Source organism: Fictibacillus sp. WQ 8-8 (assembly GCF_024494405.1).
Lineage (GTDB): Bacteria > Bacillota > Bacilli > Bacillales > Fictibacillaceae > Fictibacillus_C > Fictibacillus_C marinisediminis.
Window position 1 is genome coordinate 53,203 of the sequence record NZ_JAMXKG010000001.1, and the last position, 14,833, is coordinate 68,035.

Genomic DNA, 14,833 nt, shown 5'->3' on the forward strand with positions numbered 1-14,833 from the left:
TATACCCTCCTGTATTGGATTAGCCTACTAATTCGAATACGCCAGCAGCGCCCATTCCGCCGCCGATACACATGGTTACGACACCAAACTGCTCTCCTCTTCGCTTCATTTCGTGAAGAAGCGTGAGAGTAAGCTTTGCTCCGGAGCATCCAAGCGGATGGCCGAGAGCGATTCCTCCTCCGTTGACATTGACTCTGTCTTCCGGAAGACCCAGCTCACGAATCACTTGCACAGCCTGTGAGGCGAACGCTTCATTGAGCTCGAACAAGCCGATATCGGATACTTCAAGTCCCGCAAGTTTTAACGCTTTAGGAACAGCAGCGACAGGACCGATCCCCATGATTTCAGGCGGTACACCCGCCACGGCAAAGCTTCTGAACTTCAGCAGCGGCGTCAAGCCTTCTGCTTCTGCTTTCTCACGGTCCATCACAAGAACGGTCGCAGCCCCATCACTCGTTTGTGATGCGTTGCCTGCTGTTACAGAACCATTAATGGAAAATGCAGGGCGCAGGCGAGCAAGGCCTTCTAATGAGGTATCAGCACGAACGCCCTCGTCCGTATCAACCATGAACTCTTTTTCTTTTAGCTTGTTGTCTTCCCCAAGCCATCGTCTTGTGACGGAGACAGGTACGATTTCATCCTTGAATCTGCCTTCTTTAATGGCTCGTGCAGCATTTTGATGGCTTCGAACCGCAAAGGCATCCTGATCTTCCCTCGTTACACCAAATCGCTTTGCCACTTCCTCGGCTGTGAATCCCATCCCCATGTAATATTGAGGAACTGTTTCAACCAGGTGAGGATTCGGTTTGATGACATGGCCTTCCATCGGCAGCAAACTCATAGATTCCGCTCCGCCGGCTAAAACAGCCTGCGCATGACCGAGCATAATTTTCTCAGCGCCATAAGCAATACTTTGAAGTCCTGAGGAACAGAACCGGTTAACGGTGATCGCCGGAATGGTATCCGGGAGGCCTGCTCTCGCCCCGATCAATCTTGCCATGTTCATGCCCTGTTCTGCCTCTGGAATGGCACATCCCATGATGAGATCGTCAATCGGGCCGTCATAGCCGCCAGCGCGCCGCAGTGTTTCTTTTACGGTGATCGCTGCGAGTTCATCTGAACGCATTTGAGCGAATGATCCTTTTTTTGCTTTGCCTATCGGTGTTCTTGCTCCTGCTACGATTACAGCTTCTTTTAGCATTGTTTCCCCTCCTTTTAGTTGCGAAGCGGTTTACCTTTAGTCAGCATATACTGCATTCTTGCTTGGGATTTTGGCTCACCCGCAAGACTCAGGAAAGCTTCCCGTTCGAGATCCAATAAATATTGTTCATCGACCAGTGTTCCTTCAGGGACTCTTCCGCCTGACAGGACGAAGGCGAGTTTTTTAGCTATTTTCAGATCATGCTCGGAGACGTAGCCCCCAAATCTCATCGTTTCAGCACCGAGTGAAAGTGTCGCATAACCTGCTTCACCAACAACCGGTATCTTTTTGTGTTTCGGCGGCTGGTACCCCTGCTTCGCCAATGAAAGCACGCGCTGTTTGGCATCATACAGAAGATGATCGCTGTTAACAGAGATTCCATCCTGCGGCCTTAAGAATCCAAGCTTTTCAGCTTCTTGTGCTGAAGTAGAAACCTTGGCCATCGCAATGGTTTCAAACACTTGGTTAACAACACCTTGAAGATCCAATTTTGCACCTTTAGGCAGACGTTCCACCTGGCGAAGCAGCAATTCTTTGTTTCCGCCACCGCCAGGGATTAACCCGACACCTACTTCCACAAGGCCCATATATGTTTCAGACGACATTTGCATCTCAGCTGCAGGAAGAGAAACTTCCACTCCTCCGCCAAGGCTCATGCCAAAGTTTGCGGTGACGACCGGTTTTTTACTGTAGCGCACCATGCCCATCGTATTCTGGAACTGGCGGACCATCATATCCAGCTCATAAAAATTGTCATCTTGTGCTTCCATTAAAATTAGCATCAGGTTGGCACCGACGCAGAAGTTTTTCCCCTGGTTTCCGATGACAAGCCCTTCGTAATTTCTTTCTACTTCTTCCAGCGCTTTATGGATCATCATGATGATATCAGGGCCCATGGCGTTGTTTGGAGACGTAAATTCTAAACAGGCTACCCCGTCCCCCATGTCGATCAGACTCGCACCGTTGTTCTTTGTGATCAGGTTTCCTTTGTTTTTCAGCAATGAAAGGTGAATCGTCTTTTTGTTTTCATTGACTCTTCTATAGTCACCGTTATGGTAGAACGAAACTTCACCCTGCTCTGTCTGGTAGAAAGAATTGTTTCCGCTTTCAACAAACTCATGAATCCAGGATGGTACAGTCTCTCCTTCATCCGTCATGCGTTTAACGGATTCTTTCACTCCGATGGCATCCCAGATCTCAAACGGTCCGTGCTCCCATCCGAAGCCCCATTTCATCGCATTATCGATGGCAACAATATCATCCGCGATTTCATACGCTTTTTCAGCAGAGTAGATCAATACCGGTTTAACGATCGACCAAAGCATCTCTCCTGCACGGTCTTTACTATATAAAAGCGCTTTCACTTTTTGCTCTGTTGTCTTCAATTGTTTTGCCTGTTCTGTGGTGGCGGTCTTCAGTTTTTGGCGCGGCTTGTATTCCAGTGTAGCAGGATCCAGTTCAAGGATCTCTGCTCCCTGCTTGCTCTTCTGCTTTAAATAGAAGCCTTGGCCGGATTTGCTTCCCATCCACCCTTTTTCCACCATTTCGTTCAAGAATGGAGGAACATCAAACACTTCTTTTTCTTTTCCTTCGACTTGGTCATATACGTTTCTTGCCACGTGGAGGAAGGTATCCAATCCTACTACGTCAAGGGTCCTGAAGGTCGCACTTTTCGGGCGGCCGATCAGCGGGCCTGTCACAGAATCAATCTCCCCTACGCTGTACCCCTGTTTCATCATTTCCTGAACCGTGACCATCAGGCCGTATGTTCCAATCCTGTTGGCGATGAAGTTCGGTGTATCTTTTGCTACGACTACGCCTTTTCCAAGTATGTTCTCCCCAAATTCCTTCATAAAAGAAACGATCTCAGGGCTGGTATCCTTTGTTGGGATGATTTCCAACAGTTTTAAGTATCGCGGCGGATTAAAGAAATGCGTGCCTAGGAAATGTTCTTTAAAATCGTCAGAACGATCCGCTGCCATCGCATGGATGGAAATACCTGATGTGTTAGAGCTAATAATTGAACCTTTCTTTCGGAATTGTTCCACTTGTTCAAAAATCTGTCGCTTTACATCCAGCCGTTCAACAACGACCTCAATGATCCAGTCCACATCATTCAGCTTGGATAAGTCATCTGTAAAGTTGCCGACTGAAATTAAATCAAGATTCTCTTTTACCGCCAGAGGTGCTGGTTTTTGTTTAAGCATTCTTTCCTTTGCCTGTATGGTGAGTCTGTTGCGGAACTGGGGGCTGTCTTCCGTAATGCCTTTTGCCTTTTCAGCCTCTGACAACTCTCTCGGCACCATATCCAGAAGCAAAGTAGGGATTCCTACATTCGCGAGATGTGCAGCGATTCCTGCTCCCATCACTCCAGACCCCAAAACAGCAGCCTTTTGAATGGTTATGGCCATCTTATTTCCTCCTTCAGCTATTGAATGAACACTCATTCATTTTTAGGGTAAAAAATAAATGACTACTTTTTAAATTTAGTTCTATACTCATCATAAGACATTTCGATTATTTTGACAACATAGAATTTTCTTTCTTTTTGTAAAGGTTTTTGTCATAGTAAAACCAAGCCCTAATCACTCATCAAAACATCAAAGGAAGTGAAGTCATGTCAGTTAAAGTAGGAGTTCTGATCCTTCACGGAATCGGCAACCAGGATGAAACGTACGCCGATGATTTTATGAATTCATTAAAACATAGCTTCGGACAAAAAATTGCTTCCTTTCATCATGCACCTGAAACGCAAATTGAAATGGTCCCTGTTTTTTGGGGTGGCGTATTCAATGAAAGGGAAGAAGATTTATGGACTTCGATGAATAAGAAGATTTCGCTGAATTATGCCCCTCTTCGTCAGTTTGTCATTCGCTTTTTCGGCGATGCTATCGCTTATCAGCCAGCTCCCGCTTCATCCTCGCATTTAAATCCAAACTATGAAAGAGTTCATGAAACCGTTGCGAAAGGCTTACATACACTGCGGAACAAAACAGGAGATCAAACTCCGCTTTCTGTCGTCTCTCACAGCCTTGGCACGGTTATAGCGAGCAATTATTTTTATGACCTTCAATTTATCCCGGAAAAAATACCTGACAGCATCAAAAGCTTAAAGTCAAATAATCCTCTGGAAAACGGTGAAACCCTAGCCAGCTTTTATATGATGGGGACTCCCATGCCTTTATGGACGTTAAGATATTCAGATTTTGACAGTCCCATCCGCGTCCCATCGCCTCATTTAAAAAAGCATTACAGCCATGTTCAAGGAGAATGGGTTAATTTTTATGATCAGGATGACGTTATTGCATTTCCTTTAAAAACATTAAATGAGGAATACAGCCGGTCGGTGACAAAAGACATTGAAGTGAACACAGGAAATCTTTTTGCTTCTTGGTCGCCCCTCTCCCACCTCTATTATTTTAAAACGGACAAAATCATCGACCATATCAGTTCCTCATTGTCCAAGCTCTGGAAAACCATTAATAAAGTTAATGGATAGTTAAAGTTTATGACGGAGTTTTTCCGGAAATTCGGAATCATTTCCGTTTTTCCGGAATTCGATCCATTCTTAACATACATGGACTTTCATGCCATTCGTCCTCTTTCCTTTCCGGAATTTCGGAATATAATCTTCTTGAAATATTCATAAAAATTTCAAAAGTCTGATAGCGCTTTAATTTCTTCGTTTTGGCACGGAACTTGCAAGATAGAAAACAGAGCAGAAAAAAGGAGTGAATGCTTATGAAACCTGTAATATCTTCATTTCAAGAAGCCGTAAAGGACATTCAGGACGGTTCCGTACTCATGGTAGGCGGCTTCGGACTGGTCGGTATCCCTGAAAATCTGATTCTGGCCCTTGTTGAGAAAGGGACAAAAGATTTAACAGTCATCTCCAATAACTGCGGGGTGGATGATTGGGGACTTGGCCTGCTTTTGAAAAATAAACAGATAAAGAAGATGGTAGGTTCTTATGTAGGAGAGAACAAAGAATTTGAGCGGCAAGTTTTATCAGGTGAAATTGAAGTCGAACTGCTCCCGCAAGGCACATTGGCAGAAAGGATTCGAGCCGGCGGTGCTGGCATCCCTGCGTTTTATACCCCTGCTGGAGTGGGTACTCCACTTGCTGAAGGCAGAGAAATCCGATCTTTCGGCGGGAAAGAATACATGCTGGAAACTGGACTTCAGGCAGACTTCAGCCTCGTTCGTGCGGCCAAAGCCGACAGAATGGGTAACCTGATCTACCACAAAACAGCGAGAAACTTTAATCCTATGATGGCTGCAGCAGGCAAGGTGACGATCGCAGAAATAGAAGAGCTTAATGAAACAGGATTTTTGGAGGCGGATGCCATCCACACTCCCGGCATCTATGTCCAGTCCCTTATTGTCGGTTCACAGGAAAAAAGAATTGAAAGGTTAACAGTTGCCAATTAACCGGAACGGAGGATATGAATGGGTACGAATGTAATGGATAAGAAAGCGATTAGAGAAAAGATCGCAAAACGTGCTGAACAGGAAATTGAAAGCGGTTACTATGTCAACCTCGGAATTGGAATGCCTACCCTTGTTGCCAATTATATTTCGGCGGATAAAAGTGTCGTTCTGCAGTCTGAGAATGGACTTTTGGGAATCGGACCTTATCCTGATGAAGCGAATGTTGATCCTGATTTAATCAACGCCGGGAAAGAAACGGTCACTGCCATCGAAGGAGCGTCTTATTTTGACAGTGCAGAATCCTTCGGGATGATCCGGGGCGGGCATATTGATATTGCCATCCTTGGAGGCATGGAAGTTTCCGGAAACGGTGACCTCGCGAACTGGATGATTCCCGGAAAAATGATAAAAGGCATGGGCGGCGCAATGGATCTTGTCCACGGAGCAAAAAAGATAATCGTCATCATGGACCATGTCAGCAAAGACGGGAAAAGCAAGATTTTAAATGAATGCACTCTCCCGTTAACCGGGTGTGGCGTCGTTAACCGGATCATCACAGAACGAGCCGTTATGGACGTAACCGAGAACGGTTTGGAGCTTGTAGAAGTCGCACAAGGCTTTTCCGTGGAGGACATCCAGCAATGCACTGAGCCTAAGCTTTCAGTTTCAAAGAATATTAAGCTGGAAGCCTACTGATTTTCTGCAGTATGAAAGGAGTGATGCAGTTCCTTCAACCGTTTTGCAAAATGCTCTTTTCTAAAAGATTGTTGCCTGGGGAACATTTTTGTAAAGAAACTTCATAGACAAGTTGAGAGGAGTGCAAGGTGCGAGACTCCTCGAAAATGAAATTCACATTTTCTTCGTGCGATATAACGCTGCCGAAGCCTTCCTTGTCCTGCGGGGGAAGCGTGACAGGTGGGACACGCAGGCGCGTGCGCCGCGGGGCTCAGCGCACGCCCCGCGGAAAGCGAGCATCCTGAAACGGAGATCAACCAGCTCAATAGCAACAAAGGTTGCGAAAACAGCCTTGCAAAAAACAGAGTGTGGCATTCAGGTCAGAAACACTATAGGGGGGTTACCTAGTGGATATCATTATTATTTTATTGGCTTTATTTTTCCTCATGTTTGTCGCGTACCGTGGCTTCAGCGTCATTTTATTTGCACCGATCGCGGCACTGTTCGCGGTGCTTTTAACAGATCCAGGCCATGTACTTCCGTTCTTCTCGGGAGTGTTCATGGAAAAGATGGTCGGATTTATTAAACTATATTTCCCGGTCTTCTTACTTGGAGCGATTTTCGGTAAAGTCATAGAAATGTCAGGCTTTGCAAAATCCATAACAAGAGCAGTCATCAAATTAATCGGGCCGAGCAGAGCAATGCTGGCTATTGTCCTAGTCGGCGCCATCCTTACCTACGGCGGCGTCTCCCTGTTCGTAGTAGCTTTTGCACTCTATCCGTTTGCTTCTGAATTGTTCAAGGCTGCGGATATTCCAAAACGCCTCATTCCTGGAACGATCGCACTTGGCGCGTTCACCTTTACAATGGATGCTTTCCCTGGAACACCTCAGATTCAGAACATCATCCCTACCCCGTTTTTTAAAACGGATACGTGGGCTGCACCTTGGCTGGGATTGATCGGTGGTCTATTTGTTCTTGCGATTGGTATGACCTATTTAGAATGGAGAAGAAGAAAAGCAGCAAGAGCTGGAGAGGGCTATGGAACAGGCCATATTAACGAGCCGGAACAAATTCCGGATGAAGTGCTGCCAAATGCTTTTATTGCCATTCTTCCCCTTCTTCTCGTCGGTATTTTCAATAAAGTATTTACAAACATGATTCCAAAGTATTACGGCACCGTTTTTGATTTCACAAAAATCGGAATGAAGGATGTTCCTCCGGTTGAAATTCCGAAACTTGCTGCGGTGTGGGCGGTTGAAGGTGCTCTTGTCATCGGAATTGTAACAGTTCTCCTGTTTGCTTTCAGACAAGTAAAATCAAATTTCAACGCCGGCATCAATCTTTCAATCGGCGGAGCACTGCTCGCTACACTCAATACCGCTTCCGAATACGGATTTGGTGGAGTTATCGCTGCGCTACCTGGTTTTGCTTCTGTCAATAAAGGCATGGCTGAAACAATTCAGGACCCGCTTGTTAACGAAGCCGTAACTACGACTGCACTGGCTGGTATTACCGGTTCGGCTTCCGGCGGTTTGAGTATTGCCCTGGCCACGATGGGGGACAAATATATCGCCCAGGCCGATAAGCTCGGAATTGATCCTGAAGTGCTTCACAGAGTAGCTTCCATGGCAAGCGGAGGCATGGATACACTTCCTCATAACGGAGCGGTTATTACCTTGCTGGCGGTTACCGGATTAACACATAAGCAGTCCTATATTGATATTTTTGCGATGACTGCCATTAAAACAATTGCTGTATTTTTTGTAATCGCCCTTTATTATCTTTTCGGCATCGTTTAAAAGAAAAGCGCAAGCACCCGAAAACAAGAAACACGTTTTCAGCCTTGGGTGCTGGAGCTAGACATTTCTTCACAGCTTATTCTTACATCAACATGTAAAAGGAGAAAATGGTATGGGAAGCTTAGTACAGGATAAAGTCGCATTTATTACAGGAGCTGCAAGCGGAATTGGACTTGAGATCGCGATGGATTTTGCCAAGGAAGGGGCACAGGTGGCCATTTGTGATTTAAATGAAGAAAAAGCCAAGGATGCTGCTTCGTCACTTAGAGATAAAGGCTATCACGCTATAGGAACAGCCTGTGATGTCAGTGATGAAGAAGCGCTCAAACGGGCGATGGATGATACCGTTCACGAATTTGGAAGACTGGATGTCGTCATCAACAACGCCGGTCTGCAGCATGTATCACCCATTGAAGAGTTCCCGACTGAGAAATTTGAGCAACTGATCAAAGTGATGCTGACTGCGCCGTTCATGGCGACGAAACACGCGTTTCCGATCATGAAAAAACAAGGCTTCGGACGCATCATCAATATGGCATCCATCAATGGGCTTGTGGGTTTTGCCGGAAAAGCTGCCTATAACAGTGCCAAACACGGCGTGATCGGTCTGACGAAAGTAGCCGCCCTTGAAGGTGCAGAACATGGAGTTACTGTAAATGCCATCTGCCCAGGCTACGTGGATACGCCGCTTGTAAGGAACCAGCTTTCAGACTTGGCACGCACCCGAAATGTAGAACTTGAAAAAGTACTGGAAGAGGTCATCTACCCTCTCGTTCCCCAAAAACGTTTGCTTTCAGTTAAGGAGATTTCTGATTATGCGATCTTCCTCGCAAGCGATAAGGCTGGAGGAGTTACTGGCCAGGCGGTTGTGATCGACGGCGGATACACCGCTCAATAAAAATCAGTGAGAGAAAAATAGATATTAACAACGAGAAGAGCCCGCCTGTGATCCTGGAGGGCTCTTCTCTATTTAGAATGGAGGAATTGATGTGAGACGGAAATGGATTGGGATTACAGCTGCTGCATCTCTATTGCTTTTTTCAAGTCTATCAGAGGTTCATGCTGCTAAGGGTTCCAGGCAGCCAGTTGATTTTAAAGGTGCCCACGGTGTCACCGAAACTATTTTTGACGGAAAAAACGGGAATTGGATGACAACGAAAAATCCGAAGCAGTATGAAGCCGCAACGGTCTATGGAAACCTTGGTCTTGCTCCATACAATTGGGGAGATAAGTCAAAGGGAACAGGCTGGAACAAGCTGTATCAGCCGGCCGAAATTACCGGCACTCAGGTAAACGGCATTTTTGATGATTCCCATTTTGTGATCAGGGTACCAGATGATTGGAACGGCAAGCTGGTTGTTTCCGGTATCCCTGCTACTCGAAATGAAACCTCAACAGACCTTCTCTTCAGTGACTTTATGCTGGCTAAAGGATATGCATTTGCAGCCATTGATAAAGGGACTCAAGGGACAGCCGATCCTAATGATCCTTTTGCCAAAGTGAAAAATGCTCTTGCCAGTGAGGATGACAGCATTCCCGAATGGCACCAAAGGTTCCGGCAAGTAACCATCGCCGCTCAAAACTATCTCGTTAAACACTATTCTGATCAGCTTATCAAGAGAAACGACAGAAAAAATCCCGCAAGTAAACTGATCACCCCTCATCACAGGGTACCGACGTATGCGGTCGGCATATCCAATGGAGGCTATGTCGTCCGCTATGCGCTGGAGCATGACGGCATGAAAAAAACAGGGCATCCTCCTTTATTTGACGGAGGCATCGATTGGGAAGGTGTATTATGGAGAGCTCATGATTCCAATCTGATCACGTCTCTCACCCCTGTTGTCAACCATGCAGAAAAAGCGCTGTATGGTACTCCTGCAGAACAAAAAGCCGCCCGCGAGGAGTTATATAAAGCCGGCCTTCCGAAGGGATCAGAAAATCTTTGGAGCTACCATGACCAGGTATACTGGTTTGTAACATTAAATATATACAGAGATGAACTGGATCCATCCGCTCCAAACCGTCTCGACTGGAGAAACTACTTAAACTTCACGAACGGTGTCCGCGACCGCACCTATGATTCCATTTTTCAAGGCTATGATTATAACTCCCGCCCGGAACAAGTGAAAAAAAACGTAGAAGGCATTGAAAATACAGGTGAAATCAACGTGCCGCTGATCAGCCTGACTGGTTCATGGGATTCTCTCATCTTCCCGTCTGTCCATGCTGATCCATATGACAAGCTCATCAAAAAGAAAGGCCGGGGCAAGCTTCACCGGTTGTATACCATCGAGAAGGGAAATCATGTGGACAGTTTGGTTTGGAACAGTGCCACAGATGCTAAAAAGGAGCTGCAGCCGCTTCTTCCTTACGTCTATCAATCGTTTGATCTCCTTGTAGACTGGGTCGAGAACCACAAAAAAGCACCGGATAGCAAGAAAGTTGGAACGCCAAACGACGCTGCAAAAGTCATTGATCTAAAAACCGGAAAAGAACGGGAGCCGATGACAACCTCTGTCGACGGAAAATAGGACAGCATCAATAAGAATGAAAAAAGCACCCGGTATGAATACTGCCCGGGTGCTCTCTCGTTTCGATTCAGAAAAACAAAGGGGCTGTCCAAGAAGTCTGTAAGCTGTTGATTTCCGTTCCAGGCTGCTCGCTTTCCGCGGGGCGTGCGGTGAGCCTCTTGGTGCAAGCACCGGCGGGAGTCTCACCTGTCACGCTAGTCCCGCAGGAGTCTCGCATCTTCCACTTCAATTAACTTTTCATTGAAGATTTTTCAAGCCAAAAAGGGGCTGCCTGAAGGTCAATTTTCGACTTTCTGGACAGCCCCTTCAACTATTACTTGCCAAATACACCTTTTAATACAAACATGACGTTGGCAGGACGTTCAGCCAGACGGCGCATGAAGTAGCCATACCAGTCGTTTCCGTAAGGGACATAAATGCGCATTTTGTACCCTTCCTGCATGAGTTGATCCTGGCGCTCCACTTTAATGCCGTAGAGCATCTGGAATTCAAACTGATCCATCGGGATGGAGTGCTTTTCAACAAGCGCTTTTGTATAGTTGATGATTTCGTCATCATGAGTTGCAATAGCCGTATAGTTGCCATTCAACAGGTGTGTTTCAATTAGTTTTTTATAGTTTTCGTCCACATCAGTTTTGTCAGGGAAAGCGACTTCAGAGGATTCCTTATATGCCCCCTTAACAAGACGAAGATTTGGATGGTAATCATTTAAATCCTTCACATCATCAAGTGAACGATAAAGGTAAGCCTGAATAACGGTTGAAATATTATCAAATTCACTTTTCAGCTTTTTGAAGATGTCCAGCGTTTTCCCGCAGCGCGTGTAATCCTCCATGTCGATGGTTACGAATACATTATGCTTCTGGGCAGTTTCCATGATCTTGCGCATGTTCGCCATCACAAGGTCATCACTGATGTCCAGACCCATAGAAGTCAGCTTTAAAGAAAGCTGGGAATTGACGTTCTCTTTTGCGATAGCTTTGATCGCATCGATACAATGCTCCGTCATTTCCTTCGCCTCGAGCTCGTTGTCGACAAACTCTCCTAAATGGTCGATCGTGACAGGCATACCTTTCTCATTCAGCTTTTTGATTGCTGAAATGGAGCTGTCCAGTGATGCTCCGGCAACAAAGCGGCTCGCTCCAAACTTGAGGCCGTACCTCTTTGCAAGCTTCGTCATTGTTTTGTTCTTCGCAAGAAACAGAAAGAAATCTCTCATCGCCTGTTCCATATCTTTTCCCCCTATAAATTCAGTATCAGTAATCATCTATTTATCTCTTTTATCGGTGCCAGGCACCCGAATTACACAAGTGTGTAATTAAGGTGCCTGGCACCGCACAATTTACTGAACTTTCAATGATGTATCCGCTTTAATAATATCATTTATTTTAACAATAATGGCTTTTTTGAAAAATTTCGACATTTTTTGTCGGAAAACCTTCACCTTACAAGACCATCATTGTTTACCTTTATTATATGAGGCATGAAGGGGAATTTCTTCTTTCCAGCCAGCAAAAACCCCCTTCATACCACTATTTTCCACTATTCTGGCGGTGCTGTTCGTTTAGTTGCTTGATCTCTGAAATAATCTCTTTTATTCCTTCTTTGCCTTCTGGATAGCGTTCGTTCCAATGTTTCACAAGAGCAGGCATCGATTTAGCAATATAGGTATATAAAGCCCACATCTTCACTTTTTCTTTCTTGTCCTTATCACTGTCTCCAAGCAGCAATTCTGTATATTTCTCCAATAGACCATCAAACAGTTCGCGAAGCTGCTGTTCCATGTTGATTCCCTCCCATTTTCCGTCATTGTAACAATAGCGATATGGAAAAGAAAGCCCATCAACATGAACTTCTTTTCCTTGTATGTTATTTCCACCAAACCCTTTGGGGGTAATTCTCTGTGCCAATGATAACCGCTTCTCCAATTTGAGGAGCAGCAACGGGAACATTTCTTTTCCCCGCTTCTTTCGTCACGCGTTCGATCGGATCAGTCCAATCATGCAGCGCCAGCGTAAATGCTGACCAGTGAATGGGAATAAGCAAGTCACCTTTCACATCAATAAATGCCTGAACCGTTTCCTCTGGCATCATATGAATCTCTGACCAGCGGTCGTCATACTGTCCGCATTCCATCATCGCTGCATCAAATGGGCCATATCGATCTCCAATATTTTTAAAATGAGGGCCATACCCGCTGTCCCCGCTAAAAAATATTTTAGACTGCTTTCCTTTGATCACCCAGGAACACCATAGAGTCGTGTTCCGATCCATTAAACTGCGCCCAGAAAAATGCCTGGCAGGTGTACAGACAAGATGAAGCCCTTCCCACTCTATTTCATCCCACCAGTCATGTTCACTAATTCGTCCGGATTCTACTCCCCAACTCTCCAGATGGCTCCCCACTCCGAGCGGGACAAAGAACCGCCCTGCTTTCTCTTTCAATTTTTTGATGGAACGGTAATCAAGATGATCGTAGTGATCGTGTGAAAAAAAGACCGCATCAATGAAAGGCAGATCTTCTATAGTAAAAGGCAATATCTTGCTGTACCTCTTCCCTCCGAACATAGGAAAAGGAGAAGGAGCTTGTCCAAACATCGGATCAAGAAGTATGCGCTTGCCATCCATCTCCAGCATGAGGGCCGAATGGCCAAACCAGGTGATCCTTGTGTTCTTTTCGAGACCATCCTGTACTTTGAGTTTTACCATTTTCAGCGGTTGATCAGGTCTTCCCATTGGATTTCCTTTAATAAAATCTTTGGCAATCGAGAGGGTCGTAGATAATGAGGTGTCCATCACAGTCGGTGTCTCATTCACAAAATGATCATGTTTAAATTGAAAAGAGTTTTGAAAAGACTCCCTTTTTTGCTTTGATGGTCTTCTGCCAAAATCGGGGTACCCATTCATAAAAAAATACACAAAAAGCAAAAACACAATAATCGTGAATAAAACTGCCATCATACGATTCTCCACCTGTTCTTTTTTACTAGTATGTTCCTGTTTTCAGTATACAATGACTCCCGCCCTAAACATCAAAAAAGACCGATGCACGAGGCATGCGGTCTATTATATTCAAATCGATACAGAGAACATAACAGCAAGATACAGCACCAACGCTGATCCAGCAGTCAGCAGGAAAACAAATAATGAACGGACACTCTTTCGGATACAGTAAATGGCGGCCAAAAGTAAAAGAAGAGCACCAGCAGCTAACAGTCCTGTAAGGGCATTTGGACCAAGATGTACTGATGTCCCGGCATGCACGCCCTTTTCAATAAACGCGGTAAAGAGCTGTGACGGCTTTTGAAAAGCCAGCGTTTGCGATACATCATGAGGAGGTTCCTGCTGTACCATAACGGAGGTCGCAATAAAGATAAATAGAAGGAACACACTTTCCAGCCTCATCCACCTGTATGGTGAAAACGAGGGCTCACTCATTTTCCTCCGGATCCAAATCGAGTTGACCAGCGCGTAAAAAATGACAACAACAAGCAGCACATGCTTGATCAAAAGAGCCTGTCCGTAGTTCATCATCCATGAATTATAATATTGCGGAACAATGTAGCTCATGAGCCAGATCCCCGCACCGATGGTCACACTTAGACAAACTAGCGCAAACGGTGTAAACCATTTTAAAAAGACAGGAATCTTCTCACGGTCTTTGGAGAGCCAGCTTACGGCCAACAACGTCCCTGTCCAGCTGGTTACGGCAAGAAAGTGGAGAGAATGAGCAGCAAGGCCTCCCCATTCATTCAGCGTTGCGGCATGGCTCGTATAGCCGACAGCAGCCGTGATCATGACCCCGATAAACAAAGATAGCTTAGCAAGAAACCGGTCCTTGGAGACATCATTAAAATAAACAAGAACAAACAATAGAAAAGAGAGGGCAAGAATAAAGAACCAGCCCTTTCCGATATCAAAGGAAAATAAAATATCATTCAGTGTGGGCCAGAATCCAAAGTCCTTTCCCAAACTTAACGCAAGCTCAAGAACTTGGGAAAAAGCCGCAACAGGTATGAGGAAGATGCAAGCCAGCAGCCACTTTTTGTGCATATGAATAAAGGGACGCTTCTCAACAGGCATTGAATATAAAAGGAACGTTCCAATAAAAAGTGAAAAAACTAAATATAATACAGCTTTCGCAACAAACAGCATACGAGAAAAAATCCCCCTGTGTAGTTTTGTATATA

The 14,833-nt window shown here is 45.3% G+C and carries 12 protein-coding genes; 6 read left to right on the forward strand and 6 right to left on the reverse strand.

All coding sequences use genetic code 11. The annotated features are described in order from the left end of the window. Positions 1-19: 19 nt before the first annotated feature. Both M1K46_RS00280 and M1K46_RS00285 read right to left on the reverse strand, forming a co-directional pair. Positions 20-1,201 (reverse strand): acetyl-CoA C-acetyltransferase, encoded by a 1,182-nt coding sequence (locus M1K46_RS00280; RefSeq protein WP_256224392.1) that lies wholly within the window; start codon positions 1,199-1,201, stop codon positions 20-22. A gap of 14 nt (positions 1,202-1,215) precedes the next feature. Beyond that, complete coding sequence (locus M1K46_RS00285; RefSeq protein WP_256224393.1) at positions 1,216-3,612, reverse strand: 3-hydroxyacyl-CoA dehydrogenase/enoyl-CoA hydratase family protein; 2,397 nt, start codon at positions 3,610-3,612, stop codon at positions 1,216-1,218. 206 nt (positions 3,613-3,818) lie between these two features. On the opposite strand from M1K46_RS00285, the gene M1K46_RS00290 reads away from it, so the two are divergent. From M1K46_RS00290 to M1K46_RS00315, 6 genes are all read left to right on the forward strand, one after another. Then, positions 3,819-4,700 (forward strand): hypothetical protein, encoded by an 882-nt coding sequence (locus tag M1K46_RS00290; RefSeq protein ID WP_091003283.1) that lies wholly within the window; start codon positions 3,819-3,821, stop codon positions 4,698-4,700. Between the two features lie 242 nt (positions 4,701-4,942). Then, entirely contained in the window at positions 4,943-5,632 is a 690-nt protein-coding gene (locus M1K46_RS00295) for a CoA transferase subunit A (protein ID WP_256224394.1), read from the forward strand. Between the two features lie 18 nt (positions 5,633-5,650). Beyond that, entirely contained in the window at positions 5,651-6,328 is a 678-nt protein-coding gene (locus tag M1K46_RS00300) for a CoA transferase subunit B (protein ID WP_234293211.1), read from the forward strand. A 386-nt stretch (positions 6,329-6,714) separates the two neighbouring features. Further along, on the forward strand, positions 6,715-8,109 hold the full coding sequence (locus M1K46_RS00305) for a GntP family permease (protein ID WP_256224395.1): 1,395 nt from the start codon (positions 6,715-6,717) through the stop codon (positions 8,107-8,109). Positions 8,110-8,221: 112 nt separating this feature from the next. Beyond that, entirely contained in the window at positions 8,222-9,007 is a 786-nt protein-coding gene (locus tag M1K46_RS00310; RefSeq protein WP_256224396.1) for a 3-hydroxybutyrate dehydrogenase, read from the forward strand. A gap of 91 nt (positions 9,008-9,098) precedes the next feature. After that, positions 9,099-10,643, forward strand: coding sequence for an alpha/beta hydrolase (locus M1K46_RS00315; RefSeq protein WP_256224397.1), 1,545 nt, complete (start codon positions 9,099-9,101; stop codon positions 10,641-10,643). Positions 10,644-10,956: 313 nt separating this feature from the next. Here the strand turns inward: M1K46_RS00315 and M1K46_RS00320 are convergent, their stop codons facing one another. From M1K46_RS00320 to M1K46_RS00335, 4 genes are all read right to left on the reverse strand, one after another. Then, positions 10,957-11,874, reverse strand: coding sequence for a proline dehydrogenase family protein (locus tag M1K46_RS00320; protein WP_053358484.1), 918 nt, complete (start codon positions 11,872-11,874; stop codon positions 10,957-10,959). A 301-nt stretch (positions 11,875-12,175) separates the two neighbouring features. Then, a complete protein-coding gene (locus M1K46_RS00325; RefSeq protein WP_256224398.1) occupies positions 12,176-12,427 on the reverse strand; it encodes a YusU family protein in 252 nt (83 codons plus the stop codon). An 85-nt stretch (positions 12,428-12,512) separates the two neighbouring features. Next, positions 12,513-13,604 (reverse strand): MBL fold metallo-hydrolase, encoded by a 1,092-nt coding sequence (locus M1K46_RS00330; RefSeq protein ID WP_256224399.1) that lies wholly within the window; start codon positions 13,602-13,604, stop codon positions 12,513-12,515. A gap of 111 nt (positions 13,605-13,715) precedes the next feature. After that, positions 13,716-14,798: a copper resistance D family protein gene (locus tag M1K46_RS00335; protein WP_256224400.1), complete on the reverse strand. Its 1,083-nt coding sequence runs from the start codon at positions 14,796-14,798 to the stop codon at positions 13,716-13,718. Positions 14,799-14,833 lie beyond the last annotated feature (35 nt).